The organism is Nocardia sp. NPDC060255, from assembly GCF_042727395.1.
In the GTDB taxonomy this organism is placed as follows: Bacteria; Actinomycetota; Actinomycetes; order Mycobacteriales; family Mycobacteriaceae; genus Nocardia.
Genome location: NZ_JBHXAU010000005.1, coordinates 167906 through 194514 on the forward strand (window position 1 = coordinate 167906; position 26609 = coordinate 194514).

Below are 26609 nucleotides of genomic sequence, written 5' to 3' on the forward strand. Positions count from 1 at the left end.
GTACGGTTTACTTTGATTGGCCTGTACGGGCCCCTCCCCGGCCCCGTGGGCCCCCCGCGATTGGGCCTCTGGGGATTTCGGGGGCCGCTCGGACGCGAGACAGCCGGGGGCCGCGAACACGCAGCACCGCAGGTGCTGCAAATCCAACACAGCTAGTGTTGCTGCCGTGTCGGATAAATACGTGGTGTGGATGGATTGTGAAATGACGGGCTTGCGCCTGGACAGCGACAAGCTGATCGAGGTGGCTGTGCTCGTCACCGACAGTGATCTCAACATCATGGGTGAGGGTGTCGACGTGGTCATCCACGCCGACGACGCGGCGCTGGCCGCGATGCCGCAGGTGGTCGTCGACATGCACGCGCGCTCCGGGCTGACCGAAGAGGTGCGCCGCTCCACCGTCACCATGGCCGAGGCCGAGCAGCAGGTGCTCGACTACATCAAGCAGTACGTGCCGACGCCGGGCACCGTGCCGCTGGCCGGTAACTCGATCGCCACCGACCGCGGCTTCATCGCCCGCGACATGCCCGCGGTGGACGCCCATCTGCACTACCGGATGATCGATGTGAGCTCGATCAAGGAGCTGTGCCGCCGCTGGTACCCGCGCATCTACTTCGGCCAGCCGGAGAAGGGCCTGGCTCATCGCGCGCTGGCCGACATCAAGGAATCCATCCGCGAGCTGGAGTACTACCGCCGCACCGCGTTCGTCGCGCCGCCCGGGCCGTCCACCACCGAGATCGCCGCGGTCGCCGCCGAGATCGGCAGCGCCGCGACACCCGCCGAATCGGCCCAGGTCAACGCCGCGTCGGAAACCGATTAGGGACTCGACGGGGTGACACGCTAATATCGACGGCGCCGGTGTTCAAGCCGGTGATGGTGACCGTAGTTCAGTTGGTAGAGCACCAGGTTGTGATCCTGGCTGTCGCGGGTTCGAGTCCCGTCGGTCACCCTGAGAGGCCCAGGTTGGAGAGAAATCCCCAACCTGGGCCTTTTCATTTGCCCGGTCCGCGGCCAGGTCACAATGTGAAACACGCTTCTTCCGATTGCGGGACGGATCGCCCGGCCCGTCCGTAGACTCCGGCGCGTGGGCGGTGTCACTGGGACACCACCTCGGTTTGACCAGAGAGACAACAGGTCGTGATGCGTTCCGCGGTTATCGCAGCTTTCTTCGGCGCCAGCCTTCTCACCGCAGCTACCGGGACCGCGACCGCGGGTATCGGGCTGCCGGGGATGCCGGACTCCGGTTCGGCCTCCAGCGGGTCGGCGGGCGGGCTCGTCGGCACCGGGTCCGCGGGCAGCGGGTCCAGCGGCAAGCTGGCGTGCGTCGCGACCGGCAGCGCGATGGCCATCATCGGCGACGCGCATCTGGGCTGCAACATGCTCCCCTGACCGAAGACGACGAACGGGCCACCAGTGCTCAACTGGTGGCCCGTTTCCGTTGTCGCTCAACGCGGGTCGGCGTTACCCGCCTTCCACTCCGGCCACGGGATGTTCCAATCGCCCAAACCGTCTACGCCGGAAAGGGTTCCGCCGACGGTGTTCTTGACGATGGTGATGTCACCGCGCTTGGCGTTCTGATAGACCCACAGCGCGTTCGCCGGGCTCAGGTTCAGGCAACCGTGGCTGGTGTTGCTGTACCCCTGCTGCCCGACCGACCACGGCGCGGAGTGAAAGAAGATGCCGCTGTAGGAGATTCGGGTGGCGTAGTCGACCGGCGTCTTGTATCCGGCCGGTGAGTTCACCGGCACACCGTAGGTCGAGGAATCCATGATGATCTTGTCGAACCGGTCGCTGACGATGTAGACGCCGTTGTCGGTGGGCGTGCTGTCCTTGCCCATCGAGGTCGGCATGGTCCGCACCACCTGACCGTTCTGCTCGACGACCACCTCCTTGGTGTTGTCGTCCGCGGTGAAGACCATGGCGTCGCCGACCGTGAAGAACGACTGCAGATTGTCCTGACCGAACAGCCCGTTGCCGAGATCACGGCCATACACGTTCACATTGATGGTGACCTTGGTCCCAGGCGCCCAGAAACGCTCGGGACGCCACCGCACCTCACGGTTGTTCACCCAGTAGAACGCGCCTTCGACGGCAGGCTCCGTAGTGATCTTGATCGCATCCTGCGCGGCCTGACGGTCCGGAATGGTCTCGTCGAACGAGATCGCGACCGGCTGGCCGATCCCGACCACCTCGCCCTCGCCCGGCAACAGATAAGGATGCGTCTGGCCCTTCGGCGAACTGGTGGTGAAGTTCACCGACGCGGAACTCGCACCGCCGAGGCCGATCGCATCCGCCTGCAACCGATAGGCCTTGCCGTACCCGAGCACCTCGGTGTTCTCCCACGACTGCCCGTCGGCGGCCAGCCTGCCACCCACCGGCTGGTTCTGCGCGTTCACCAGCGTGACGTTCGTGAACTTGCCGTCCTCGACCCGGAACGTCAGCGGCAGGCCCGGCGAGACCCCCATCGCGCCATCCTTGATCGGGGACAACAACTTCGGCTTGATCAGCTCCAACAGCGGGTTACGGTCGATGACGACCGACGACGTATCCGGCGCTTTCGACGACGAACACCCCGACAATGCCAGCGCGGCCACCGCGAACACGACAACAGGTCCGGTGATATGTCGGACCCACCGACACCGACCTCGACCAACGCTCATCTCAACCCCGTTTCAAGTCCCGGCGCACCAGAAGCACACCGATGGCTTCGGATCCCGACCGCTTACAGCTCAACTCGCCGTGCCCGCGGCGTGATCGAAACCACGTTCGGTCATTCTGCCAGCGCGAGGTGCTCGCACCAACGCGAATGCCGCGTCGACACAGACGTGTTACACGGGATAGATCCGAACTGCCGGGTTCGGCGTTAACACCCCGCCCGACCCGCTCATCAGCCCCGGTCAGCAGGCGATTTCACAACTGCCGCCTCGGCCTGTTAAGGTTTGTCCCGCACCGGAACACGGAGCAAGCGCCATTAGCTCAATTGGCAGAGCAGCTGACTCTTAATCAGCGGGTTCGGGGTTCGAGTCCCTGATGGCGCACAATAAACAGCAGGTCAGAACCGGGTTACCGGTTAGACCAGGCCGGTCAGGTCTGGCGATTTCCAAAAATACTACAAGAATTCAGCGACGACATGTCCGTCAGCTGGTTCCGCCAAACCCCAACTCGCGCACGGCCGATGAGTCCGGTGCCTGTGCGGGCGAAGCGATGTAGTGCCCGCTCCGTGCTGCTCTCCCGCGAGTGCCCCAACTGCTTCGCAGCCGTCCGCAACCTCGCCATCGACCTCGCGCAGCGCCTTCACCTCGCACATCCCGCCGTACTCCGGATCGGCTCGCAGCTGCTTCAACATGCGGGTCGTGAACTCCGGAAGCGCGACAATCCGGTGCCCGGCATACGTCCGGGCTGGGGAACGTAGGGCATACCACTTTTCGTTACAACCGCGCGACACATCGGCGGACGACCCGATGCGATGAGGGTGGCCTGCTGTCCGGCACGGGCCGCGTCCCGTGCCGGTGGAGTTGACCGTTGTACTCGAATTCCGAACTGCCCGAGGGCCTCACCGCGCGGGATCGGATTACGCGGCACCCTGTGGGCGCGCCTGCGGCACAACTTGACTCGACGCATCTTCGCTGCGTTCACGAGTTCCTGTGGCGTCGGCCGAGCCTGGGTCTGCCGTGAACACCACAGCCCGTAGGTCACCGTCGGGAATGTGGATGGTGTCGCAGTCGAGTGCGATCTGGCCCATATCCGCATGCGGCAGCAGCATCCGGCTGTCGTGCTGCCCGGCGGCGGGCGTGCTCGCCCAAAGCTCAGCGAACTCGGCGCTGGCGCGCTGGAGGTCGGCGGTCAAAGACGCCAGGTCTTCGTCCGCGGGGTAGCGGGCCGAGGCCGCATGCAGCTCGGCCACCAGCAGGCGCTTGAAGCGCGCGTCGTCACCCGGCGAGCGCATCACCTCGCTGCCCTGGCCGGCGAACACCCGCCAGGGGATGTTGCCCTCGCGCGGGTGGAGCGAGGGCACCCCGCAGGCCAGCGCTTCCCAAGCCCGGTTCCAGCCGACGACCGTCCACGTGGCGTCGAGCACGCACACCGGCGTGCCCGCTATCCGGTCCACGAGCCGGCACGCGCCATCACTGAGCCGCCGTGGCACCCGCCCTTCCGTCGGCGCGTAACCGGCCAGCGTGCACAGGTGCTCGTATTCCGTCCTGCTCACCCGCAGTGCTCGGGCCAAGGCGTTCAACACGGCGGGCGAGGGATGCCGACGACCCTGCTCCATGCGTTTCAGGTGATCGGGCGACACGCCGGCCAATTCGGCGAGCTCTTCCCGGCGCAGGCCGCCTGTGCGCCTGCGGCCGTGACTGACGACGCCTACCTCTTCGGGGCGGGTGCGTTCACGTCGCTCCCGCAACACCGTTCCCAAAGTGCTCGCGTCCAGCATGACCGAAGAATATCAACGGCATCGGCCAGGAGGGGACATCCTGGCCCCTGCTACAGCGGCCAAAACCCGGAAGAATTTCCACCAGGAGGCGGAGACAGCGCACGCGAATCTGTGTTGACACGCGCTCCTCTCTCGATGTTTACCAATCGTGTTCTCGATGAAGGAATTTCATGCCTGATGTCAACCACCTCGCCGATCGGGTCGCTGTCACCGAGACCGTGGCCCGTTTCGCTTGGTCACAGGATCTCAAGGACTGGGAAGGTCTGCGTGCGATCGTCGCCGATACCGTCACGATGGACGTTTCCGAGCACCTGGGCGTGCCGTCGCAAGAATTGAGTGCCGATGATTTCGTGGCCGCCAGCCGGGCGGTGCTGGAAGGGTTCCAGAGTACGCACCATTCGACCTCCAACGTCATCGTCGAGCTCGAGGGCGACCGCGCTACCTACCGGAGTTTCGTGGTGGCCTACCACCACGTTCCCGCCGCCGAGGTCGACTGGCTCGTCGTGCGTGCTTTCTGGCACGTCGATCTGCAGCGGGTCGATAATGAATGGCGGTTGCGGCGCATCCGCGTCGTGCGGAAGGCCCCTTTCACGGGCAACCCCGAGCTTTACGCGATCGCAGCAGGGTCCGCAGACAAGGCGGGCGAGAAAGTGGCTGCATCGACCGACGAAGTGCGCGCCGTTCCGTTTCGAATGGCTGCGGCAATGTCCGAACGTGACGTCGAAAAGCTGGTGGTCAATTACACCGACGACTTCGACTGCGTGATGCCAATGCACCCCGATCGCTCCTTCCGCGGTGCCGACCAGGTTCGCGCGAACTACACGATGATCTTCGCCCGGTATTCGAACGGCCTGGACGCCCGGGTCATCGACTCCGTGGTGGACGGTGACCGGGTGTGGACGGAATGGGAGATGATCGGCACGCGGGCCGACGGGGTCGTCGAGACCATCCGCGGCACAGTCATCATCCGGGTCGAGGACGGCCGCGCCCGAGCGGTCCGCTTCTACCTCGATCCGGTCGACGCCCCGGACGCATCGGCACGGCTGAACATCCTCGACTGAAATCCGGCTCGGCGGATCACGACTTACGAGATCGCCCTGTACACCGCAGCTCGCGCACTCCCGCCGAGCGTCGTCATGGCCCGGTGCGGAATTCGGCGGCGCGCGAACTGGAAACATCGTTCGCATTACCCCCAGGAGTAGATTTTCATGCACCTCACGGTTCTCGCCGCGTCCGGCCCGACCGGACTCGCCCTCACCCGGCAGGCACTCGCACGTGGCCACATCGTCAGAGCCATCGCCCGCAATCCTGACCGGATCACCGTTCCGGACGCCCCGGGGCTGACCAAGATCGGCGCGGATGTGTTCCACACAGACGGAATCGACTCGGCGCTCGAAGGCAGTGCACTGGTGCTGTCCGGACTGGGTGTGCCCAAGGGGACGAAGCCGGGCGTGCTGACCGCGGGCGCCCGGTCGGCGGTGGCGTCGGGCGCTCACATCATTTGGCTGGGCGCTTACGGCACGGGCCCCTCGGCCGCGGTGGCGAGCGCGCTCAACCGGCTGGTCCTCAAGGGACTCGGCGCGGAGGTCGCCGACAAGGTCGAGGCGGACGCTCTGATCACCGCAGCCGGCGGGACGGTCTTCCACGCCGGCCCCCTGTCGAACAAACCGATCAGCCCGTACCGTCGCACCGTCGGGCTCGATGCCGCCCCCAAGAGCATCCTCCGCATCATGGTCAGCCGGGACACCGTTGCCGCCGCCATGCTTGACGAAGCAGAGAACCCGCGGTTCCTCGGCCGGATCGCCGTCCCCCTCATGCGCTGACCTGACGGCCGATGGGTTCGCCCGTGAATCGCTCACGCCGCGTGCGGGATTCGTAGACCGGTACTGAAGACGGCGAAGCCACGGCGGACATCCAGGCTGGCACTAATTGGCCCAGGCCGGCGGCCCATTCTTGATCTATCTTCGATCTCGTGAGTGCGCTACCCAGCGATCTCGGCCGAATGTTCCGGGGGTGGCTAGGACGAGTGCCGTTGTCCTGGTGGGCATTTCCAGATCCAGCTGGCAATCGACGCTTCTGACTGCGGTGCACCGCCGCGTCCTACCTGATGGAGAGTTTGAAATCGTGGGCAACTTCGTTCCGCCATTGCCGGTGATCAAGGCAATGCTGAAACTGACCTACCGGGTCACGTTCAACAGGCATCTGTCGTGGGGGACACAGCGAAGGTTGCTCGAAAAGGTTGCTGCGGGACCGGTGCCCGCCGATGTCAGGGTCGAGAAACTGCACTTGGGCGGGCGGCCCGCCGAGCGTCTCAGCACCGGTGCCGATGCGGGCACCGTGCTGTACCTGCACGGCGGTGCCTACACCCTCGGCTCGCCCGCGACGTATCGTTCGCTCGTGGCCGCGTTGGCACTGGAAACCGGTTGTACCTTCTATGTTTTGGACTACCGGCTGGCGCCGGAGCACCCGTTCCCTGCGGCATTGGACGACGCGGAGTCCGCGTTTCTCGAGTTGGTCGAGGGCGGCATCCCCGCGAATCGCATTGCGATCACTGGTGATTCGGCCGGCGGCGGATTGTCCCTGGCGACAGCGCAGCGCCTGATCGCGCGGCACGGTCTGACACCGGCCGCGCTTGGCTTGATAGCACCGTGGGTGGATCCGAACCTGAATCCCGACCGCAAAAGCGACCTGGTCATCACCAAAGCGTGGGCAAAGGTTTGCGCTGCCGCCTATCTCGGCGACAATCCTGCGGATGTCGAGGGTTACGCACCCTTGCGCGACACTCTCGCTGGACTGCCACCAACCTATCTGCAGGTGGATGTCAGCGAACTGCTGCACGAGCAATGCGTCGAACTTGCTGCCGCACTCGACGCGGCGGGCGTTCGAGTGCGGTTCACCGAAAGCCACGGGCTGTGGCATGTCGCGCAGGGCCAAGCTGCGGTGGTACCTGCCGCAGCGGTTGCCTTACTCGAATGGGCCGATTTCCTGAGCGAAGCACTGAGCCCACGCGCCGCTCAGCCGTAGGTGTCCGCGGCCGGTACGGGGTGACATCAGCGGGTGGCCGGATGTCATCGTGCCGTTCCGCGCTGGTGGCGCCCGGCGACGCCGACTCCAGAACCCGGTCTACTGACTAACCGGGACAGCCCCTACCGCCCGCACCGAACCCTTTCCGGCCGAGCGGACGGTAGGAGGCACATACCCTCCAGGCTGGCTAGCGATCGTCGGCGCGAGGACGCAACGCATACGCCGGAACCAACCGATCCTGCACCCGGAGATCAGGACGGCCATCCTCGCCAGGCGTTCGCTCCGCCACAGTTTCGATGACTCGTGTGGAGCAGACCAGTCATGGCCGACGTGGGCGCGCGATGCGGCGGCAGCCGGGTGGTTGTGCAACGGACGAACTCAGGTCAACGGCCGGCCTCCGAGCCGTCGCTGGGATCGACGTCGTCGAGGTAGAAGCGGACCGAGGCAGCCCGCCCGTCACGAAACTCGATGATGGACACACCGCGCGACAGGTACCGCTCGCCCGCCACCGTGGTGCCCCCGATCTCCCACTCGGCCCACGCCTGGCCACCTTCAGCAACCGACTGCAGGACCGTCGCCGACAGATCGGGAACACGCGCGAAGATTCCCGCCCAGTTATTGCGCACATGCTCACGCCCGACGAACGACCGCCCCGGATGGATCGGCAAATCCGAGCGAAAGTCCTCGGTAAAACAATCGACGAGCGCATCCAAGTCGTGCGCGTTCATCGCCTCCTCCATGCGCCACACCACATCACCGCGCACCGCGTTCTCACTATCGTTTATCGACACAAGCTCCAGGATCATAATCCTCGACTCAGACAGCCAGGGCCAATCATGCCCACCCTGTTCGCGCCTCGTCACGGTCACCAACAGGCGAGGCGCAACCGGCCAACCGCCGCACCCTCGGCATTATCAGCGCGAATGGGCCGAATTCCTGAGCGAAGCCCCCCGGGCGCACGCTCGCAGCCATAAATCTCCATTGCGAGCACTCTGGTCGACCGGCACCTCCCGGAGCAACAGGCCTGCTAGCCTGGGCATTTCTCGCCCAGGCTGACTGCGAATTCCTGATCTACCGTCGTTATGTGAGTGCAGTACAGATCGATCCCGAGCGTGTGCTTCAGGTGCGAAGAGAACAGGCGCCGTCTGTTCCGGCAGAGATGCCCCGATTCAGCATCCAGTTGAGAGCTCTTGGGCTGTGGCGCCAGGAACTCGGCGCACTGGCCGATTTTCCGCTGTGCACACGAAGCGAATCGAACATGGACCGGGCCCGCAACTTGACGACGGTACGCGAGCGGCTCTCCCCTGATATCTATCGGCCGAATCACCCAGCCGACTGACCCGGTTGACGCCCTCAGCCTCCAGAATTGCTCGCACGCCGCGACGACAGGCTCACTTTCCGGCCCTTGGGTGGCCGATCCGCCCGAGCGTCTTTCTCGTTCCGCTTATTCCGAGTGCCTTTTGTGGTGCTGAAAGGATTATCATGGTCACATCTTTGGGCTCCGACCGCGTAAACGCTGCGCTCGAAATACTCGCCCCAGCGGTTGACCCGCATCGCCTCGTCACCGCAGGACCCGAACTCGACGCGGCAGCGACCGTGTGGAACGGCGCGGTGTCCAATCGCCCAGCGCTGATCGTGCGTTGCGAGTCCATCGCAGACGTGCAGCACGCGGTCCGCGCGGCACGCGAGAGCGGGCTGGCGCTGTCGGTCCGCGGCGGCGGCCACGATTGGGCGGGGCGCGCGATCCGGCCCGGCGGCCTGGTCGTCGACCTCACTCGAATGCGGCAGGTCTCGGTGCGCGACAACGTCGCCACTGTGGCCGGGGGCGCCACCTCCGCCGACGTCGCGGAAGAAGCGGACCGCCACGGACTCGCGGTAGCGACCGGAACGGTCGGCAGCGTGGGCATGCTCGGGCTGTCCCTCGGCGGAGGCTACGGTCCGCTCAACGGACGCTTCGGTCTCGCCGCCGACAACTTGCTGGCTGCCGAGGTCGTGCTCGCCGACGGACGCGTTGTGCGCGCGGGCCGTAGCGACGGTGCGGATCCCGAACTGTTGTGGGCGCTGCGCGGTGGAGGCGGGAACTTCGGCGTGGTCACCTCCGCCGAAGTGGCCCTGCATCCGCTGACCGAGGTGCTGGCCGGGTCGTTCACGTTCCCGTGGGAACAGGCCGAGCAGGTATTGCGCGGTTACGGCGAGCTCCTCGAACACGCATCCGACGAGCTCACCTCTGTCATCGCTATCGTCGCCGGCCCCGACGGCAACCCGGTGATCACCATCGCCCCGACCTGGTCAGGAACACCCGCCGACGGCGCGGCCGCGCTGAGCGGATTCGCCGCGCTCGGCTCGCCGCTGACCGCCGCGGTCAGTTCGAAATCGCCGCTGGCGAAACTGCGCGAATTCGACGGTGCGTTCCCCGACGGAGCCCGCTACGCGATCCGCACCCGCAACGTCGCCGCGTTCACCCCCGAGGTCGTTTCGGCGCTGATCGAGGCCTACGACGCACGCACCTCCCCGTCGACATTCATCAACATCCACCACTTCCACGGCGCCGCCACCCGAATCTCCCCTGACACCAGCGCCTTCGGACTACGCCGAGACCACTTCATGGTCGAGCTCATCGAAATCGGCGCCCCGGACGCGGACCCGCTATCGGTCGGCTGGCCCAAGAAGGCCAGCACCATGCTGGCCCAGCACGCGCTGCCCGGCGGCTACCCCAACCTCCTCGGCCCCGACGACGAGCAACAGGCCGCGCACGCCTACGGCACCAACAACACTCGCCTCCACGCGGTCAAGAACCGCCTCGACCCCGGCAATCTATTCACCGCAACACCGCTCCCCGCGACGACATAACGAGGGAATTGTCCACCGAGACATGTTGCTTCACAGTAGGTTTCGCATCGAATCCACAGGATGCGAAAGTCGCGGGCGACCACATTTCGATGTTTCAGGACGTGCGACAGCAGATCCAGCGCACCTGCAGGAACTCCCCAGCCCTGCTACGGCTCAACACCTTTCACCTCACCACGGTGAAGAGCACCGCCTGATCTTCTGGGCGACAACAAATTCCAGTCGCGGTCAACAGGTGACAAGAATAGCGTACGTGCGTACTCTATTGTCGTCGATGAACGACCGTACGCTAAATTTCCCGGCTACCACCGACCCCGGCATCGCATCGACAAACGTCGCAACCGGTCGGCTCGGACACAAGATCCCCGCCCTGGAGGAGGCTCCTGACCAGGATGGCGGCGCCGGGTCTACTGCGCACGCGTCGACGGGGACAGCTTTCTCGGGTGACCGGCGGCCACCTGGGGTCTCCGAATCCCGCCGCGGCGTGCGCGACCCGCAGGCGAGCCGCCCATAGGTCTTCGGGTCAGCGCGTGAGTGGGACAGCGATCCGGGCGGGGACCGCGGGCGAAATTCAGCCGTATTGCCGCTCTACCGCCCGGAAAGGGCGATCAGCCTGGGCATATCAGGCCCAGGCTGACTACTCGTTCTTGATCTACGGTCGTCAGGTGAGTGCAGTACAGAGCAATCTCGAGCGCGTACTCCGGCGGCGGGGACAGCAGGTGTCGCCTGCACTGAGAAGCCGACTCAGTTCCATCGGAGGAAGCTCATGCGTGTTCTTTTCACCACCCAGCCCGGACGCCGGTATCTCGATTCGATGGTTCCCTACGCCGCAGCCTTCCAGGCAGCCGGTCATGAAGTACGGGTCGCGAGCAGCGCGCCGTTCGCCCGAGTCGTCGAGGCCGCCGGTTTCGAATTCACGGCGATCGGAACGCATTTCACCTGGGAAGACGTGGAGACGATGTTTCCTGTCTTCTTCGGCAACGCATGCGGGGACCAGGAGCTCGAGTATTCCAGCGAATTGAGCTGGGCTGTATGGAATCTGGACTCAGCTCGGGACCCGATCGCCTCGTTCGACCGGTGGCGACCGGACGTCATCGTCCGCGAATCCGCCGAGAACGGTGCCACGCTCGCCGGCGCCGCCGAGGCCGGGCTGGCGCTCGCCCTCACCTCGGCCGAGATCGACGCCGACACGATCGCTGACACCGCGTCTCGCGCACTGTACGACTCCGCGCTGCGGGCCAGGTCCGCCGCGGCCAGGAAGGAATGCGAGGGAATGGCGACCATCGACCATGTCGTGCCACTCGCCGAGGCCTACGCCCACAACGGCGCCACCCAATCCACCGGATACCCCTGACGCAAACATGTTCTGCCACAACCGAAGTACCCACAGCTGGAAAGGTCGCTATGGATGTCATCGACATGATTGTCGAAATATTGGATAAATGTCGAGGCGGTGCCGCCCCCTTGACCTCGATGGGTGATCCCGTGCTTCGGCGGCCCGCCGACCCGGTGACCGGCCAGATCGACACCACGCTACTGAAAGAACTGAGCGAGCTCATGCTGGCGACCATGCACGCCACCCACGGCGTCGGACTGGCCGCGCCGCAGATCGGAATCCCGTTGCGTATCGCCGTTATCGGCGACACGGCCGAGGTGCCCGAGGACGTCGCGGCGGCGCGGAAACGAATTCCGGTGCCCGATTACACGATCATCAACCCGATGTATACCGCAGAGAGAGATTCGGTCGGCTTCTACGAGGGCTGCCTCAGCTTGCCCGGATACCAGGCCGTCGTACCCCGACCGGAAACCGTCCATGCCGAATACGAAGATCTCGACGGTGTTCGTCATGTCGAACGAATCACCGGCTGGCCCGCCCGCATCTTCCAGCACGAAACCGATCACCTCGTCGGCACGATCTATATCGACAAAGCACTCACCCGCTCACTGGCCAGCAACGAAATGTACAAGTCGCGCTGGGCGCAGCCGACACCGGCCCAAGCCGCCGAAGCACTCGGCTTTCCACTGCCGCAACACATCCGGTAAGGATGAACGCGGCAATCACGGCCGCCGTCGGACAACTGACCATCAGTACAGTCATGCCGAGCGATGCGCCGCCGACCATGATTCGCCAGCACCGGCAGGGAGACTCCCCATGAGAAGTACAAGACCGTCACTACTGGCCTACGCGGTGCTGGCGGTCGTCGTGACCGTGCTCGCCGTGACATCCGGTTGCGGGACGAACAGTGACGGGGATGAGGTGAGCACACCGCCGAGCCCGCCGGTGACAGCGAATGTACAGCTTCCGCCCACCCGGGCGATCGCGGACTACCAACTCGGCGGGGCCTACCCACCGCCCACCGGAGTCGAAGTGGTCACCCGGGACAGCACCGCACAGCCGGCGCCCGGCCTCTACAACATCTGCTATATCAACGGTTTTCAAACCCAGCCCGCCGATCGCGAGCACTGGTTGAGCGAACGCCGCGATCTCGTCCTGGCCGACAAGTCCGGCAGACCGGTCATTGATCCCGACTGGCCCGACGAACTGATCCTGGACACCTCGACCGAAGCGAAGCGCCGACGGCTGACCGACATCCTTGCACCGACCATTCGACAGTGCCGCGACGCCGGTTTCCGCGCTGTCGAGTTCGACAATCTCGACTCCTACAGCCGATCGCGCGGGCAACTCACTGCAGAAATGAACTTCGACCTCGCCGCCAAGCTGGTCGGGGTGGCACACGAAGCGCATCTCGCCGTCGGACAGAAGAATGCTGCGGAATTGAGCGTCCGCGCCAAGACCCGAGCGGGATTCGACTTCGCCGTCACCGAAGAGTGTTTCCAGTTCCGCGAATGCGACAGCTACCGAAAGGTGTACGGGGACTTGGTCATCGATATCGAATACCCGGACAACCTCAGCACCCCGTTCGACCGGGTCTGCACAGACCCGTCCCGAGCGGCCACCACCATCCTCCGCGACCGCAAACTCGTGCCGCACGGCAACACCGGATACCTCTACCAGCATTGCTGATCGAGCCGATCGGACCCCGGTGGCCGCTCGGCCATCCGGGGTCCTGCGTCGACCGGCCCATTACCGGGACAAAAAGCCGACAAGCAGTTCGTTGACCTTGTCCGGTGCCTCCAGTTGCAGCCAGTGCCCGACTCCGTCGAGCCGCTCGTACTGCCACGACCCGCTGACATATCTCTCGGTGCCGGTCATCGATTCCTCGGTGAGGTACCTGTCTTCACTGCTCCAGACGCCGAGCACCGGTGCGTGGACCGGCGGTAGCGCGGGCGGCTCGACGAGAAACTGGGGCCCGGCCCCGGTGCGATACAGCCCGAGCCCAGCGCTCAGCGCTTGTGGATCGCGCATCCGCTCGATCACCTCATCGAGGTCGGGATGGGAGGCCAGCCACTGTCTGGCGTTGGCGAAATCATCCTGCGAGAGCCAACGTTCGGCGATGCCTTGGAACTGGAACAGCAGGAAGTACCACGACATTTCGCGCTGCCGCAGGCCCGCGTCCACGATCGAGGCGGAATGCCCCACGGAAAGCAGCGTCAGGCTGGTGACCCGATCCGGGTACACGCCCGCCAGCAGCAGAGCCAGCGAAGCGCCCCAATCGTGTCCGACGACGTGCGCGCGCTGCACGCCCAGCTCGTCGAGCAGGCCGACCAGATCCGCCAGGTAGTGATCGAGTTCGTAGTCCGCCAGCTCTGCCGGCTTTTCCGAGGCGCCGAAGCCGCGCAGGTCGGGGGCGATGGTGCGATAGCCGACGGCGTTCAACGCGGCCACCTGGTGCCGCCACACCTCGTGCGTGTCCGGGTAACCGTGCACCAGTAGGACATTCGGGCCTGACCCGCTGACTTGTACTTCGAGTTCGATGCCGGTGGTTTCGAAACGCATCACTCGGCCCCAACCACTGCCAGCAGCTCGGCACGGGACGGCCCCGACTCCGGATAGCGGGCAGCTCCGGCACCGAGCTCGATGATCCGATCTTGCAGCCCCGGTGTGGCCAGGACCTCATCCGCGCCACGCAGCATGGAGCCGATATCGCTGAAACCGCGCATCACCTCCGGATCTTTCAGCTTGGCCGCCTCCATCGCCTGCCGCAGGTTCCACCCCGGATGGTCGGTTTCGTAAGGGACACCCGCGATGTCACCGTCGATCTGGGCGAGCCTGTGGTGGTCCCACTCGGCTACCGCCTGATAGACCGGCTCCAGCTTCGCGTCGGTGACCTCGTCGAACCGCAACGCCAGCTTCTCCTTGTCATCGATGTCCAACTCGCGCACCACATCACGCAACAGCTCCGCATGAAACATGCCCATCGTGATTCCCATACCGAAGATGGGATTCGTGGTCGCCCAGGCATCTCCGACGCTCACCAGGCCGGTCACCACCGGTCGCCCGTCGACGACGAGGCTGCGATGTTTGGCCTCGATCCCGGACATGGCGAGCACGCCGGTGATCGGTTCACCTGCCGAAGCCCAGTGCGCCATATCGGGATACAGCGCGGCGGCGCGCTGCCAAGTCGCCGGCTCGCTCAGCGCGCGCAGCGCGCGATCACGGCCGGCGACGAAGAGCGCGACCGCCCAGGTGCCCGCGTCGCCGGGGATGGTGATCATGGTGAGGCTGTCGTGATGCTCGAGCGGCCAGGCCGGTTGCGCGGGCAGCGAGCCGTCGGTGGAGCGGAAATACCTGCTGTACGCAAGGAACCCGGTCTCCTGGCGCTGCTGCGCGGGTTCGGTCGCACCGATATCGGTCAGCAGCTTGCTCGTCGGCGAGTTGCGGCCCAGCGCGTCGATGATCAGGTCCGCGCGAATCTCCTCGCCGTGCCCGGTCAGCACGCCGACCACCCGCGGCACCCCGCCCGCCGCGCCGTCGGTCAGCAATCCGGTCACCGGCGTGCCACGACGGATCGTGAGTCCGGGGGTTCGGGCGGCGGCCGCGCCGAGCCCTTCCTCGATGACCGGTCTGCGCGCGGCGAGGGTGTCGAACCGCTCGTCACCGGGCACCCGGCCGCCGATGGCGGCCACCTTGTAGGTTCCGTCGAGCATATTGTGCGGGCGCGCGCCCGATGCCGTGAGCGCTTCGACGGCGTCGGGTAGTTCCCGCACCAGCAGGTGATAACCGCTGGGCAACATCAGGTGCGGATGCCGGAACTGGTTGACGCCCGGTCGCCGCCACTGCTCCCACGCGCTTTCGGGCTCGCTGCCCGCGCTTCCAGCGTCCTTGTCCAGCACCGTGACTCGATGCCCGTCGCGGGCGAGCAGCATGGCGGCCGTCAGGCCGACGATGCCGCCGCCGAGCACCAGGATGTGCGAGGTGCGGTCCGCTTTGTTGATTCGCGCCGGGTTTCCGGCGAGGAGAGACTCCGGGGTGGCGGCCGCCAGGCGCGAAAGCAGTTCGACGGTGTCGGTCTCGTGCGAGGCCATCACTCCGTGATCACTGTTCCAGGTCAGCGTATGCGTCGCGTGATCGGCGAAACGACGCTGCAAAACCGGATCCATGGCGCGATCATCGCTACAGACGACGTACGTACTCGGCCGCGAACGCCATACGGCACTAGTCGCCGTCTCATGCCCGGCCGCCATATCCTGTGGCACGAGTTCAGCGACGTGCGCCGCACGCTGCTCCTCGTCGAGATGGGCATGCAGCAGCATCCCCGCACGCTCCGGATCCAGCGTCACCGTACCGAGAATGTCACCCACCATCGCCGCGCTGAGTTCGCCCGCCGGCCCACTGGCGAGCAGCCCGAGAGCGGACTCGCCGAGATCGGGCATGACCGCGGCCAGATACACCAGGTGAGCGATCTTCTCCGCCGGAAGACCGGAAATTATTGCGCCACCGTATGAATGGCCGCACACAATGGCCGGGCCGAACTCCAGAATCTCGTCCAACGCCGCCTCGGCCGCCGCGATATCCGCTGCCAGCGAACCACGATGCAACTCAGCCACAGCCACCGGGACACCGCGCGCACGCAACCCGGCCGCAACACCATCCCACGCCTTGCCGGTATGCCACGCACCATGCACCAGTAACACACCACGATACGACGACGAACTTGTCATCAGATTGCCTTTCGATAAGCTCAGAAATCACGCCGACGCACGGGCCGAAAATTCGCACGCTCCAACCGAAGCCCTATTCGAATCCTCGATACCCACCCGTCATCACGACGCTAAACGCCGCCGATGAAATGTGCCTGGCCCAATCAGTCCCAGGAAACCCCGCACGATAATCTGGTACTTCCCTCAGGCAGCCGGACGTCCTCGAAGACGTCACTCAGCTGGTGAGGAGTTCGCGGGCCAGGGTCTCGCTCCACCAGTGCTCGATTCGATCAGGGTGCCAGGCTCGTTCGACGGCCAGGCTGGTGTAGACGTCGATATTGCACAGCGCGGCATAGACATCGACGGCTGCGGGCAGATCCGCGCGTAGTGTGCCCGGCGGCCAGGCGGAGAACATGTCGGCCCGGGCCTGGTCGGCCGATTGTCGACCGTGGCGGTCGATGTCGGCGAAATCCGGTTCGGTGCGGGCCGCTTCGCGGACCAGCACGACGAGATCGCCGGCCCGTTCGAACAGGCGCCGGTCGTAGCCGGCCATGGCGGCGAGTTGCCTGGCCGGGTAGCTGACGGGTCCAGTTCCGACACCACCCGCGCCGGGGCTACGGACAAGCCCGCGGCATGGTACGAAATGCGCTGCGGGAATCCCGATGCCCACTCGCCCTCACGACGCTAATCGCCGACGACAAAATATGCGTGGCCCAATCAGTCCCAGGAATGTGCGGTTGCGTCCGCGGAAACCGCCTGTAACGGTTCCGAACTCAGGTCAACCCGCGTGCGCGGAAGCCTTGCCGATGTTTCGCTGAACCCATACGCGCAGGTAGTTCCGCGGCCATGAAATGGACGCTCCAGGCGTGCGTGGTCAAGACATCGACCAATCGAATCAGGACGGGCACAAGCTGGCCGGACCGAGTGGTTGATCTTCGAGATTGGACGTGAAAAGCTATGCGGCGAATTCGTTTTAACAGCTTCAGAGGAGATGCGGATGAGCACAATTGCGATCGTGGGTGCAGGTCCCCAACTCGGTCTGGCAATCGGACGCCGTTTCGCCGCAGAAGGTTTCAGCGTCGCCCTCGTCGCACGTAACCCCGCGACCCTGCACACCGTCAGCGACGCCCTCGCCGCGTCCGGTACGAACGTGGCCGCCTTTCCTGCCGATGTCACCGATCTCCCGGGTCTGCGCGCTGCTTTGGCCGCGGCCGAACAGCATTTCGGGGCCATCGACGTCTTGGAGTACTCGCCGGCGCCCACCGCCGCCGACATGACCGACCGGCCGATCGTGGAGGCATCGGAGGTCACGGTCGAGTCTGTACTCCCCGAGCTCGAGATGTATGTCTACGGCGGTATCACCGCTGTGCAGCAGGTGCTGCCCGGCATGCTGGTGCGCCGATCCGGGACGATCATCGCAACCACCGGTGCCGGATCAGGGCCGATGGTCGTTCCGGGGGTCGCCAACGTTCAGGTGGCCACCGCAGGACTGCGGAACTGGCTACTCAACCTGCACGCCTCCGTCGCCGACCGCGGTGTCTACGTCGCTCACGTCGCACTCGCGGCACATATCGGACAAGGCCGCCCGGGCTCCGAACCCGACGTCATCGCCGAGTCCTACTGGCGCCTGCACAAGGAACAGGCCGAACCCGAGCTGTTCTACAGTGACCTGCCCGAGGAATGGGAATTCGAGGGCCTCTCGGACAAGTTCACAGCCGACAGCTGATCCACCGACGCGCTCCACGGCGGCCATCGCCCGCCTGGCTATCGGCGGCTGGGCGAAGGCGTCGCGTGCCGGACAAAGCTCGCGATCTCGCGGGAGGTTGCCGTGGGCGCCCAGACGATCCGCAGCTCACTGGGCGACACTCCGGCGACCGGAACGACGGAGATGCCGCGCAAAGACAGTTCATGCAGCAGCGACTCGGGGACGAAGCCGATCGCCTCGCCCAGTCGGATGGAGCCGACGTACTGCGCCACATCCGAAACGACCGGACCCGGCTTCCACGCATGCGGGGTCAGGTCCGTTGCGGTCCAGTACGCGATCCCAGCGGGAGTGTCACCGGACCAGGTCGCGATAGTCTCGCCCTCGAGTTCCGCGCGTTCGATCACCCGGCGGGTAGCCAGCGGATGAGCGTTCGGCAGCAGCGCGACACGGGGATCGGCGCGGAACAGTTCACTGTCGAGGCCCTGCAAGTCCATCGGTGAACGCACCAGGGATACGTCGGTCACGCCGGAGCGAACCTCCTCCACCTGCGTCGGCCCGTCCACCATCACCGCCAGCGCGGGGACGCGATCGGGGTGGATGGCGTTGTAGGAGACGACCACGGTCTCGAGCGCCTCGATATCACAGCCGCGCGCGGTGACCCGCAACTGCCGGACCGCAGCACGCGGCGCGGTGGCCCGGGCGACGGCCGCCCGTGCGGCATCGTCGACGACGCGGGCGTCGTCGACCAGCGTCCTGCCCGCTTCGGTCAGTGTCACGCCGTGCCGGTCCCGCACGAAAAGTTCCGTCCCGAGCGTGGTCTCCAATGCCCGGACCGCGCGGGACAGCGCAGGCTGGGTAATTCCCAATTGCGTTGCCGCTCCGGTGAATGTGCCGTGCTCGGCCACGGCGAGAACATAGCGGAAGTGTCGCAACTCGATCTCTGGCAGCACGCGTTCAGCATGTCAGATCAGCGGCTATGCCGGGTAGACATGCCGCCATAACCCTCGGGCCTTGGACAGCACGACGATCGCCCTGTGTGCTGGCCACATCTACGAAGCAATGGGAGAAGCACGAGATGGCTCGGATTGCCGTGCCGGACCGGCGACCGAACGAAGAAAGAAAGAAGCTGGCCGATGAAGCCACACACGATGCTCATTTCGTTTCAGCGACCGTTGTCGGCGACCGAGCTGAACCAGTTCCTCACAGACTTCGAACAGCGCATGCCCGACACCGCCCTGGTCCAGTCGGCCACACTCCGGCGACATCTCCCCGAGGCCGACACCGCAGCGCTGATCGTTCAGTTCACCCCGATCAGCACCAGCGCGCTGGCCACCGCGTCCGACCTGCCACGCGTACCCGAACACCCAACGCACACAAGCGACCTCCGCATCCCGAGCGCTCAGCCCGCTGCACCGACATCGTTCGTGGGGCCGGCTACCCGCTGCACGGCGTAGTCGACGTCGCGCCGCGGTGCCAGGGCAGCCCAACGCAGGCGCTGCCACCCCCGCGCCGAACGCGGCAGCGTTGGTACTGAAGCCTGGCCGTGATGTCGAATTCCTAGCGCTGCCGTCGTCACCCGGGACGGCACGCCCAACTGGACCCGTGCAGCTACTTCAGAATTTCGATCACGGGCGCGAAGGCGTCCATGAAAGGCTCGATTATCGTGAAATAGGTGATCCCGTATCGGTCTCGGCATTCACGCAGGCTGTCGGCGATCTGTTGCGGCGTGCCGACCTGAATACTGGGTGACTGCCGGATGCGGTCGTCGGTGAAACCGGGCATCAATTGGCGCACCATATCGCCCACGCTGTCACGTTCGGCGGGGCGCGCTACTGCGTAAATGTGCAGGCTGAGTTCCACCTGGTCGTTGCGCTCGCCGAGCAAGCGGCGTAGATAGTCGGAGCGTTCGTCGATCTCGGCTGCGATCATCACGTCCATCACGCCGGTCTTCGACGTCACGACACCGGGCAGCGCGATCATGTCGGCGTGCTCAGCGGCCAAGCGCAACAACCGGTTTCCCGATCCAGCGATCAACAGCCGCGGCCCTTCCGGCCGTGTCGGTGCAGGCTGGTAATTCGCGTCGGCATACAGCTTCCGCATGGTGAGCACGGTCTGCTCGACATGCGCGACGCGCGCGCCCGGGCCGGGCATCGGTATCCCGGTTGCGTCGAATTCTTCCTTCGCATTCCCTGCGCCGAGCCCCAGTTCCAGCCTGCCGCCGCTGAACCGATCCAGCGCGGCAACATCCCGGGCCAGCAGCGTCGGATTGTAGAACGGCGTATTCAACACCAAGGTGCCCAGCGTAATTCGCTCGGTGACCTCCGCCGCGAGCGACAAGCTCGGAAACGGAGCCGACAGGCCGAGATGGTCGGCCACTGCCACGACATCGTAACCGAGCGCTTCGGCGCGACGGACCTTGTCCACCCACTCCGCACGCGAACCCGGGAACGCCATGTTCATACCGAAGCGAAATTCAGCAGCCATAACGTCGGTTCTATCACGCGAAACAGGCACTTAGCCTGGGCGTTTCAGGGCCAGGCTGACTACTCGTTCTTGATCTATTGGGCGGAGAACCGCGCCGCCACAATCCTTCTCGCTACCTGCCGACGAGAAGGATGGACCGCCGATGACCGAGTTTGTTGCCACTGCCGAGGTGCTGGCCTCCGGTGGAGCTGTGCCCTGGGCGGTATGGCTGCTGCTGCGGAATCCGCCGCGCACCATCGGCCGAACTGGGGACGAACTCCCCAGTCGCGGAGCTATTGGCCCGACACCCGATGATGGGATGATTTCGGCTGTCCGAGGCATCTCCTCGGGCCGGGTGGGAAGTTCTGGCTCAGGTAAATGGAGTTGATCGATGAATACACGCGTCCGTCGGTTGAGTTCCGGTGTCGCAGGGCTCGTCGCGACCGCTGCTGTCGCGACGGTGTTACTGGCACCGCAGGCCGGTGCCTGCGATTGGAGTGCCGGTAGCACTGGCCAGAACCTGAAGGTGTGCGGAGGAGTGCCGACAACTAGCCGCGATGCCTACTATGTGAACGGGGTGTATACGTTCATGGTCGACTTCCCGGATCCGGCACATCACCGGTACGACAGGCCTGTCAATTTGCTCGCCACATACGATCCGGACGCTCCCATCGATCCGGTTCTTCACCCTGACCGCGCCACCCTTGTCGGCTCCGTAACAACGTCTCCGGGAACCACTTCGGCCAGTATCCAGTGGACCCCCGGCAAACCGGGCTACTACGATTTCCTCGCCGAAGATGGCGATGGCGACAGATACGGGCCGATAGATGTCCTCGCGCTTCCCGCCCCTGCCGGTACCGGCAGTGTGAATTCGGTGCCTGGCCTGCGGATCAAGTAGTCGCCACCGAACCTCGGCCGCGGCCGAGAGGAACTGACCTTCGTGCTGTCCCGGCATCGGCACAAACTCGGCCTGCAACTCGACGCTGACGACTTCACCGACGCCCAAGCCCTCGCCGCGGTCGCCCGCAGCACCCTCGTCATCGGCGCCACCTGACAACGCGACAACACCGCCACGCTTCACCGCGAGTCACACCGAAAGACAACTGCGGGACGGCGCGACGCCTGTCATCGTGACCTACTAGGTGAGTACTCGGTTCAAAGAGTTGCCTCGATGATCGAGAACGGGCTGGGGGTGTTCACGATGCTGTCGACGGTAAATCCGGCGGTATTCAACAGGTCTCGGTACTCGGTGGCGGTCCGTTCGCCGCCGGTGTTCACCGCGAGCATCGTCAGGTCGACCATCTTCGTCAGGTGCGCAACGTCACCTTCGGGAACGATGCCTTCGACGATCAACAGGCGCGCACCGGGTTTCGCGGCGGCCGCGATAGTACCGAGGATGCGCAGCGCGGAGACATCGTCCCAGTCGTGCAGGATGTAGGCGAGGATGTAGATATCGGCTTCAGGCACCTCGGCGAAGAAGTCTCCACCCGAGGCCACGATCGTGTCGGCGAGTCCGGCCGCGCGGATACGTGCTTCGGCGGTGGGAACTATGGCAGGGAGGTCGAAGACAATGCCCCGGCGCCCGGGGTGCCACGCCAGCAGTGTGAGCAGCATGGCGCCGTCGGCACCGCCGATGTCCGCGACGATTTCTCCGTCGGGCAGTTCGTAGTTGTCGAACATCCCCGCCCGAAGCCCCGTGGTAATTTCGGCCATCGCCCGGCTCTGCAGTGCGGAGCGATCCGGGTCTGCGGCGACCCAGTTGAAGAAGTGCTCACCGAGTTGGTAGGTCGCTGCCGTCTCACCGGTGCGCGCCGTGCGCAGCAGTTCGCCGAACGGGCGGTAGTGCGTTTCCATCCAGAAGTGCGCGACCGCGTGCAACGACGCCGGGTGGCGCCGGGACAGGACCGCGCCCAGCGGGGTGGTGCGGACCAGATCACCGTCGGTGGCGAACACCCCGATCGACGCGAGCGTCCGCAACAGGCGCCGAAGAACCCCGGGATTCGCTCCGGTCCGGCGAGCCAGCTCGTCCTGGCTCAACGGCCCATCGTCCAGCAAAGTCGCTATGTCGAGCTTGGCGATGACGTACAGCGCCTGGGATACCTGAAACCCACCCAGCATCTGTGACATCACAGCGATGGGCGCTGTTGCCTGCGCGCTCTCCGAGGGCATATCGGTGTCCTTCGTGGTCATGCTGTCTCCTGTACTTCCTACGAGTCGGTTGCTCAAATGGTGAGCGTTGAAATGATCGATATGAGCGTCGGCTTCGCACACCGAAGCGACGACTGATTGTCGGAATTCCGTACTACGCCACGAGTTTTCCCGAGCGAGCCCAGTCCTCGATGGCAGGCTGAAGCCGTGCGGTCACGTAGGCGATCCGGCCGCCGGCCAGATCAGGACCGGTGATGATGGCCGAGGGCGGCGCTTGCGACGACTTTCGCAGCACGCGTTCGGTCACCACTCCCCTGCTCGCGAGCTGGGTCAGCCGATGCTCCGTATCCTGTTCCCAGCAGCCGTAATACCGCACCCGATCGGTGTCCGCGGCAGCGAACGGTCCGTCGCCGCCGGCGGCCTGGATGAGCTGATAGCGGGGCGGCTCGATGCGCGATATCGCGATAGTCAGCCCGAATACCGTTGCGGGACGGGTGAACCCGATACCGAGCCCGGTGGACAGTCGATGGACAGCCTGCTCCAGATCGGCGACGACAATGCCGACGCCGAAGAACGTCAGCGGTACCGGCGTACGCATCGCCGGCCGTTCAATTCCCGTGTCCACTCTCCGCCCGGCACCGCGGCCGTCGTCGCTGCTGATCGGACCGCAACACCATCCCACCCCTTGCCGGTATGCCGCGCACCGTGCACCAGCAGCACACCACGGTACGACGAACTGATCATCGAATTGCCTTTCGATAAGCTTAGAAATCACGCCGACGTGTGGGCCGAAAATTCGCACGCTCCCACCGAAGCCCATTCGAATCCTCGAAATCCATTCGTCATCACAACGCTAAACACCGCCGACGAAATGTGCCTGGCCCAATCTGTCCCAGGAAACTCCGGACGATTGCCGTAGCACATGACCGTAAGATCGGCCGCGGCGTACGGATCGTCGCGCTCAGTGTGGACCCGCGAAGCCCGCGCACATCGGTGGTCTGCGCACCTGGGACTGATTGGCCCAGGCTCGCGGCTCGTTCTTGAATTACCTTTGGCTATGTGAGCGCACAACACGGCGATCTAGGGCGGATGCTCCGGGAGTGGCGAGAGCGAGTGACGCCTGCCCTGGCGGGAGTTTCCGAATCCACCCTCGGGCGGCGCACCCCGGGCTTGCGGCGTGAGGAGCTCGGCGGGTTGGCGGGAGTTTCCGCCGACTACATCAAACGGCTCGAACAAGGCAGGGCACGCCCGTCGATGGCGGTTCTCGACGCACTGAGCCGGGCCCTGCGGTTGTCACGCGCCGAGTACGAGCACTTGTGCACACTGGCCGGCTACGCCCCAGCCGGTGAAGGCTGCGCGCCGACCCACCTCGGCCCCGGCGCACGCCGACTACTCGACCGACTCGACAACGGCCCAGTTGGTGTCTTCACCGCCGCATGGACACAGCTCGCCGCCAACCCCTCCTGGACCACACTGTTCTACGACCCCAACGCCCAGCGCGGTCACGAACGCAATTTGGCCTGGCGCGAGTTCACCGGACTGAACCAGTGTGTCGTCGACCCGGAGGAGAACAAGCGCTTCCGCGCGTCCCTGGTGGCCGACCTGCGGGCCGCCGCCGCCCGCTATCCAGCCGACCAAGAACTGACCAAGCTCATCGCGGCGTTACGCTCGGTCAGCGACTGTTTCGCGCAAGCCTGGGACACGGCCCCACCGACCATGCATTCGGTCCACCGCGCGGTGATTCTGCACCCACAGGTCGGACCGATTCACTTGGACTACGACATCCTGACCATCCACAGCGGTGACCTGAGGGTAGCCGTGTTCACCGCTGAGCCCGACAGCGACGACGCCCAGCGACTCGCCCTGGCCCATGTCATCGGCCTGCAGGATTTCTCCGCAACCGAGCCCCACCAACACTGACCACGTTCCCGCCACGATCGGCAGTCACCGCAGCGGCCGGAAGAAGTCGGTGAGGTCGTGCGCGAGCAACTCGGGTTCTTCGTATGCGGGGAAGTGACCACCGCGGGGCATCTGCGTGTACCTCGTGATGTTGTAGGTGCGCTCGGCCCAGCTGCGCGGCGGCAGGGTGAGGTCGGCTGGGAACAGCGCGAGGGCGGTGGGGACTTCGATCCGCTCGACTCTGCGCGTGATGTTCTCGCTGTACTCGTAGTGCGGCCGGAACGAGGTCGAAATGGTGTTGGTGAACCAGTAGAGCGACGCCTGGGTCAGCAGGAAGTCGTCACTGAATCGCGAGGACAGGTCGCCGCCGCAGTCGCTCCACGCGCGGTGCTTCTCGATCATCCAGGCGAGCAAGCCGGTCGGCGAGTCGGCCAATCCGTAGCTCAAGGTGATCGGGCGGGTGTTCTGCTGGTGCTGATAGGCGCCTTCCTTCGTCGACCAGGTCGTCACGGAGTCCAGATAGACGCTCTCCTGGGCGGTGACGCTCTCGTCGTCGTAGGCGACCGGGCTGGCGATGGCCGTCAGGTGGATACCCACCAGAGCATCAGGATGGGCTTCGGCCAGCCGGGAGGTGATGCCCGCGCCCAGGTCCGTGCCGTGCGCCCCGTACCGGGCCAGACCCAGTTCCTCTCGCATGAGCAAGTGCCAAAGTTCTTGGGTCTGTAAGGGATCCGTGAGCGAAGGCCGTTGCGGGGAGAAGGCGAATCCTGGCAAAGAAGGGACGATGACGGTGAACGAGTCCGCCGCATGACCACCGTGCTCGGACGGGGTGGCCAGCCGCTGGGCGAGGTCGGTCAACTCCAGGAACGAGCTGGGCCACCCGTTGGTCAGGATGATCGGCAGCGCGTCCGGAGCCTCGCCGTCGAATCGCAGGTAGTGCACCGGTGTCCCGGCGATGTCGGCGACGTGGTGCGGAAGTGCGTTGATGGCGGCTTCGTGCGCCCGCCAGTCGTAGCCGGCTGCCCAGTAGGTGACCAGTCGCCGCAGCTCACCGGGATCGGTTCCCGCCGACCAGCCGGTCACCGGCCATGGCGCAGGCCATCGCGTGGCGGCCACCGCGCTCGCAGCTCGCCGAGTTCGGCATCGGTGACCTCGAGCACGGGCCTAGCGGGCACCATTGACTTCTCCCTGGTCCACTCTGGATTCAGCTCCCGGTCGGCGCAGCACCGAAGTGAACAGGTTGGCGCCGCGTTGCATCAGCGTCGTCGATTCGCCGTCCAAGGCAAAGGCGTTGGCCGCCTTGCGCACATGCGGGCGACCCTTTCCAGTTCCTAATTTGTATTTCAAAGTACAGAAAAGGTACCATGGTCGCCATGGGTGCTGGCAGACCGCGCGAATTCGACGAAGCGGCCGTTCTCGACGCAGTCGCTGGGCGGTTCCGCGTTCGCGGGTTCGCCGACACCTCGACCGAGCAGCTGTGCGAGGCGGCCGGGGTGCGGCGGAGCAGCTTGTACAACACCTTCACCTCGAAGAACGAGCTGTTCGTCCGCGCGCTGGAGCGGCACACTGCTCTCGCTCTCGCGCAGCAGGAGGCCGTCCTGACCGATCAGCGGCTGTCGGGAGCCGGGCGCCTGGCCGCCCTTTTCGATCTCGCCCTCGCCGAGGAACGTGCCGCCGAGTTGGACGGCCACGCCGCGGGCTGCATGATCGTGGCGTCGCGGATGGCACCCGATCTCGGCGCCAGGGACCCGCGCGTGCAGCGCCTCCTCGACCGCTACGCGGACGTTCAACTTGCCCTGCTGGCCGGTGCCGTGCGGGCCGGCCAGTTGGACGGCACCCTCCGCAAGGGCATCGCGGCACGCGACGCGGCACTGATGGTCTCGTCGGCCATCTCGGGGCTGCGCGTCCTCGCACAGTCCGGCTCCGGGGTCGCCGAGCTCGGGCGGGTGGCCGATCTACACCTCGATTCTTTGCGCGCAGGCACCTGAACAGTATTTTTGCGTCTTTTATTTTTGTACTTTCGAATACAAATTTAGTCCGACGATGGGGATA

The 26609-nt window shown here is 65.3% G+C and carries 27 protein-coding genes and 2 tRNA genes; 17 read left to right on the forward strand and 12 right to left on the reverse strand.

Annotated features, from left to right (window positions below):
• The first annotated feature begins 166 nt into the window (after positions 1-166).
• From orn to ACFWF1_RS12595, 3 genes are all read left to right on the forward strand, one after another.
• The gene (orn, locus tag ACFWF1_RS12585; protein ID WP_379285085.1) at positions 167-817 is read left to right on the forward strand and encodes an oligoribonuclease; all 651 of its coding nucleotides are present in this window, start codon (positions 167-169) and stop codon (positions 815-817) included.
• 56 nt (positions 818-873) lie between these two features.
• Positions 874-946, forward strand: a tRNA-His gene (locus ACFWF1_RS12590).
• 191 nt (positions 947-1137) lie between these two features.
• A complete protein-coding gene (locus ACFWF1_RS12595; protein WP_379285084.1) occupies positions 1138-1386 on the forward strand; it encodes a hypothetical protein in 249 nt (82 codons plus the stop codon).
• A 56-nt stretch (positions 1387-1442) separates the two neighbouring features.
• Here the strand turns inward: ACFWF1_RS12595 and ACFWF1_RS12600 are convergent, their stop codons facing one another.
• Positions 1443-2657 carry an Ig-like domain-containing protein gene (locus ACFWF1_RS12600; protein ID WP_379285083.1) on the reverse strand — a complete coding sequence of 405 codons (1215 nt, stop codon included), beginning with the start codon at positions 2655-2657 and terminating at the stop codon, positions 1443-1445.
• Between the two features lie 305 nt (positions 2658-2962).
• On the opposite strand from ACFWF1_RS12600, the gene ACFWF1_RS12605 reads away from it, so the two are divergent.
• A tRNA-Lys gene (locus ACFWF1_RS12605) sits at positions 2963-3035 on the forward strand.
• A 533-nt stretch (positions 3036-3568) separates the two neighbouring features.
• Here ACFWF1_RS12605 and ACFWF1_RS12610 read toward each other — a convergent pair.
• The gene (locus ACFWF1_RS12610) at positions 3569-4429 is read right to left on the reverse strand and encodes a helix-turn-helix domain-containing protein (protein ID WP_379285082.1); all 861 of its coding nucleotides are present in this window, start codon (positions 4427-4429) and stop codon (positions 3569-3571) included.
• 170 nt (positions 4430-4599) lie between these two features.
• Here ACFWF1_RS12610 and ACFWF1_RS12615 point away from each other — a divergent pair, with 170 nt between their 5' ends.
• The 3 genes from ACFWF1_RS12615 to ACFWF1_RS12625 all read left to right on the forward strand — a co-directional run bounded on the left by ACFWF1_RS12615 (position 4600) and on the right by ACFWF1_RS12625 (position 7453).
• Positions 4600-5490: a nuclear transport factor 2 family protein gene (locus ACFWF1_RS12615; RefSeq protein WP_379285081.1), complete on the forward strand. Its 891-nt coding sequence runs from the start codon at positions 4600-4602 to the stop codon at positions 5488-5490.
• 147 nt (positions 5491-5637) lie between these two features.
• Entirely contained in the window at positions 5638-6252 is a 615-nt protein-coding gene (locus ACFWF1_RS12620) for an NAD(P)-dependent oxidoreductase (protein ID WP_379285080.1), read from the forward strand.
• A gap of 340 nt (positions 6253-6592) precedes the next feature.
• Positions 6593-7453, forward strand: a complete 861-nt coding sequence (locus tag ACFWF1_RS12625; protein ID WP_379285200.1) for an alpha/beta hydrolase — start codon at positions 6593-6595, stop codon at positions 7451-7453.
• A 383-nt stretch (positions 7454-7836) separates the two neighbouring features.
• On the opposite strand, the gene ACFWF1_RS12630 is transcribed toward ACFWF1_RS12625, so the two are convergent.
• Positions 7837-8259 (reverse strand): nuclear transport factor 2 family protein, encoded by a 423-nt coding sequence (locus tag ACFWF1_RS12630; protein WP_379285079.1) that lies wholly within the window; start codon positions 8257-8259, stop codon positions 7837-7839.
• 278 nt (positions 8260-8537) lie between these two features.
• Here ACFWF1_RS12630 and ACFWF1_RS12635 point away from each other — a divergent pair, with 278 nt between their 5' ends.
• The 5 genes from ACFWF1_RS12635 (at position 8538) to ACFWF1_RS12655 (ending at position 13325) form a co-directional block, all read left to right on the forward strand.
• Positions 8538-8792, forward strand: coding sequence for a hypothetical protein (locus tag ACFWF1_RS12635; RefSeq protein WP_379285078.1), 255 nt, complete (start codon positions 8538-8540; stop codon positions 8790-8792).
• Positions 8793-8935: 143 nt separating this feature from the next.
• Positions 8936-10303, forward strand: a complete 1368-nt coding sequence (locus ACFWF1_RS12640) for an FAD-binding oxidoreductase (RefSeq protein WP_379285077.1) — start codon at positions 8936-8938, stop codon at positions 10301-10303.
• A 763-nt stretch (positions 10304-11066) separates the two neighbouring features.
• A complete protein-coding gene (locus tag ACFWF1_RS12645; RefSeq protein ID WP_379285076.1) occupies positions 11067-11654 on the forward strand; it encodes a hypothetical protein in 588 nt (195 codons plus the stop codon).
• A 65-nt stretch (positions 11655-11719) separates the two neighbouring features.
• Positions 11720-12343, forward strand: a complete 624-nt coding sequence (locus tag ACFWF1_RS12650) for a peptide deformylase (RefSeq protein WP_379322175.1) — start codon at positions 11720-11722, stop codon at positions 12341-12343.
• Between the two features lie 109 nt (positions 12344-12452).
• The gene (locus ACFWF1_RS12655) at positions 12453-13325 is read left to right on the forward strand and encodes an endo alpha-1,4 polygalactosaminidase (protein ID WP_379285074.1); all 873 of its coding nucleotides are present in this window, start codon (positions 12453-12455) and stop codon (positions 13323-13325) included.
• Between the two features lie 60 nt (positions 13326-13385).
• On the opposite strand, the gene ACFWF1_RS12660 is transcribed toward ACFWF1_RS12655, so the two are convergent.
• From ACFWF1_RS12660 to ACFWF1_RS12670, 3 genes are all read right to left on the reverse strand, one after another.
• Positions 13386-14198, reverse strand: coding sequence for an alpha/beta fold hydrolase (locus ACFWF1_RS12660; protein WP_379285073.1), 813 nt, complete (start codon positions 14196-14198; stop codon positions 13386-13388).
• A complete protein-coding gene (locus ACFWF1_RS12665; RefSeq protein WP_379285072.1) occupies positions 14198-16363 on the reverse strand; it encodes an alpha/beta fold hydrolase in 2166 nt (721 codons plus the stop codon). Before ACFWF1_RS12665 ends, ACFWF1_RS12660 begins: the two co-directional genes overlap by 1 nt.
• A 214-nt stretch (positions 16364-16577) precedes the next feature.
• Entirely contained in the window at positions 16578-16895 is a 318-nt protein-coding gene (locus ACFWF1_RS12670; RefSeq protein WP_379285071.1) for a hypothetical protein, read from the reverse strand.
• 444 nt (positions 16896-17339) lie between these two features.
• Here ACFWF1_RS12670 and ACFWF1_RS12675 point away from each other — a divergent pair, with 444 nt between their 5' ends.
• Complete coding sequence (locus ACFWF1_RS12675; protein WP_379285070.1) at positions 17340-18068, forward strand: SDR family NAD(P)-dependent oxidoreductase; 729 nt, start codon at positions 17340-17342, stop codon at positions 18066-18068.
• 38 nt (positions 18069-18106) lie between these two features.
• Here the strand turns inward: ACFWF1_RS12675 and ACFWF1_RS12680 are convergent, their stop codons facing one another.
• Entirely contained in the window at positions 18107-18997 is an 891-nt protein-coding gene (locus ACFWF1_RS12680) for a LysR family transcriptional regulator (RefSeq protein ID WP_379285069.1), read from the reverse strand.
• A 183-nt stretch (positions 18998-19180) separates the two neighbouring features.
• Between ACFWF1_RS12680 and ACFWF1_RS12685 the strand changes: the two genes are divergently transcribed.
• Entirely contained in the window at positions 19181-19501 is a 321-nt protein-coding gene (locus ACFWF1_RS12685) for a hypothetical protein (protein WP_379285068.1), read from the forward strand.
• Between the two features lie 154 nt (positions 19502-19655).
• On the opposite strand, the gene ACFWF1_RS12690 is transcribed toward ACFWF1_RS12685, so the two are convergent.
• Positions 19656-20531: a TIGR03621 family F420-dependent LLM class oxidoreductase gene (locus tag ACFWF1_RS12690; RefSeq protein WP_379285067.1), complete on the reverse strand. Its 876-nt coding sequence runs from the start codon at positions 20529-20531 to the stop codon at positions 19656-19658.
• A 370-nt stretch (positions 20532-20901) separates the two neighbouring features.
• Here ACFWF1_RS12690 and ACFWF1_RS12695 point away from each other — a divergent pair, with 370 nt between their 5' ends.
• Positions 20902-21408, forward strand: a complete 507-nt coding sequence (locus tag ACFWF1_RS12695) for a hypothetical protein (protein ID WP_379285066.1) — start codon at positions 20902-20904, stop codon at positions 21406-21408.
• Positions 21409-21665: 257 nt separating this feature from the next.
• Here the strand turns inward: ACFWF1_RS12695 and ACFWF1_RS12700 are convergent, their stop codons facing one another.
• Entirely contained in the window at positions 21666-22700 is a 1035-nt protein-coding gene (locus tag ACFWF1_RS12700; protein WP_379285065.1) for a methyltransferase, read from the reverse strand.
• 112 nt (positions 22701-22812) lie between these two features.
• Complete coding sequence (locus ACFWF1_RS12705) at positions 22813-23256, reverse strand: VOC family protein (RefSeq protein ID WP_379285064.1); 444 nt, start codon at positions 23254-23256, stop codon at positions 22813-22815.
• A gap of 461 nt (positions 23257-23717) precedes the next feature.
• On the opposite strand from ACFWF1_RS12705, the gene ACFWF1_RS12710 reads away from it, so the two are divergent.
• The gene (locus ACFWF1_RS12710) at positions 23718-24578 is read left to right on the forward strand and encodes a helix-turn-helix domain-containing protein (protein ID WP_379285063.1); all 861 of its coding nucleotides are present in this window, start codon (positions 23718-23720) and stop codon (positions 24576-24578) included.
• Between the two features lie 24 nt (positions 24579-24602).
• Here the strand turns inward: ACFWF1_RS12710 and ACFWF1_RS12715 are convergent, their stop codons facing one another.
• Both ACFWF1_RS12715 and ACFWF1_RS12720 read right to left on the reverse strand, forming a co-directional pair.
• Complete coding sequence (locus ACFWF1_RS12715) at positions 24603-25673, reverse strand: epoxide hydrolase family protein (RefSeq protein WP_379285062.1); 1071 nt, start codon at positions 25671-25673, stop codon at positions 24603-24605.
• Between the two features lie 48 nt (positions 25674-25721).
• Positions 25722-25865 carry a hypothetical protein gene (locus ACFWF1_RS12720; RefSeq protein ID WP_379285061.1) on the reverse strand — a complete coding sequence of 48 codons (144 nt, stop codon included), beginning with the start codon at positions 25863-25865 and terminating at the stop codon, positions 25722-25724.
• A gap of 65 nt (positions 25866-25930) precedes the next feature.
• On the opposite strand from ACFWF1_RS12720, the gene ACFWF1_RS12725 reads away from it, so the two are divergent.
• Positions 25931-26545, forward strand: a complete 615-nt coding sequence (locus tag ACFWF1_RS12725; RefSeq protein ID WP_379285060.1) for a TetR/AcrR family transcriptional regulator — start codon at positions 25931-25933, stop codon at positions 26543-26545.
• Positions 26546-26609: the final 64 nt, after the last annotated feature.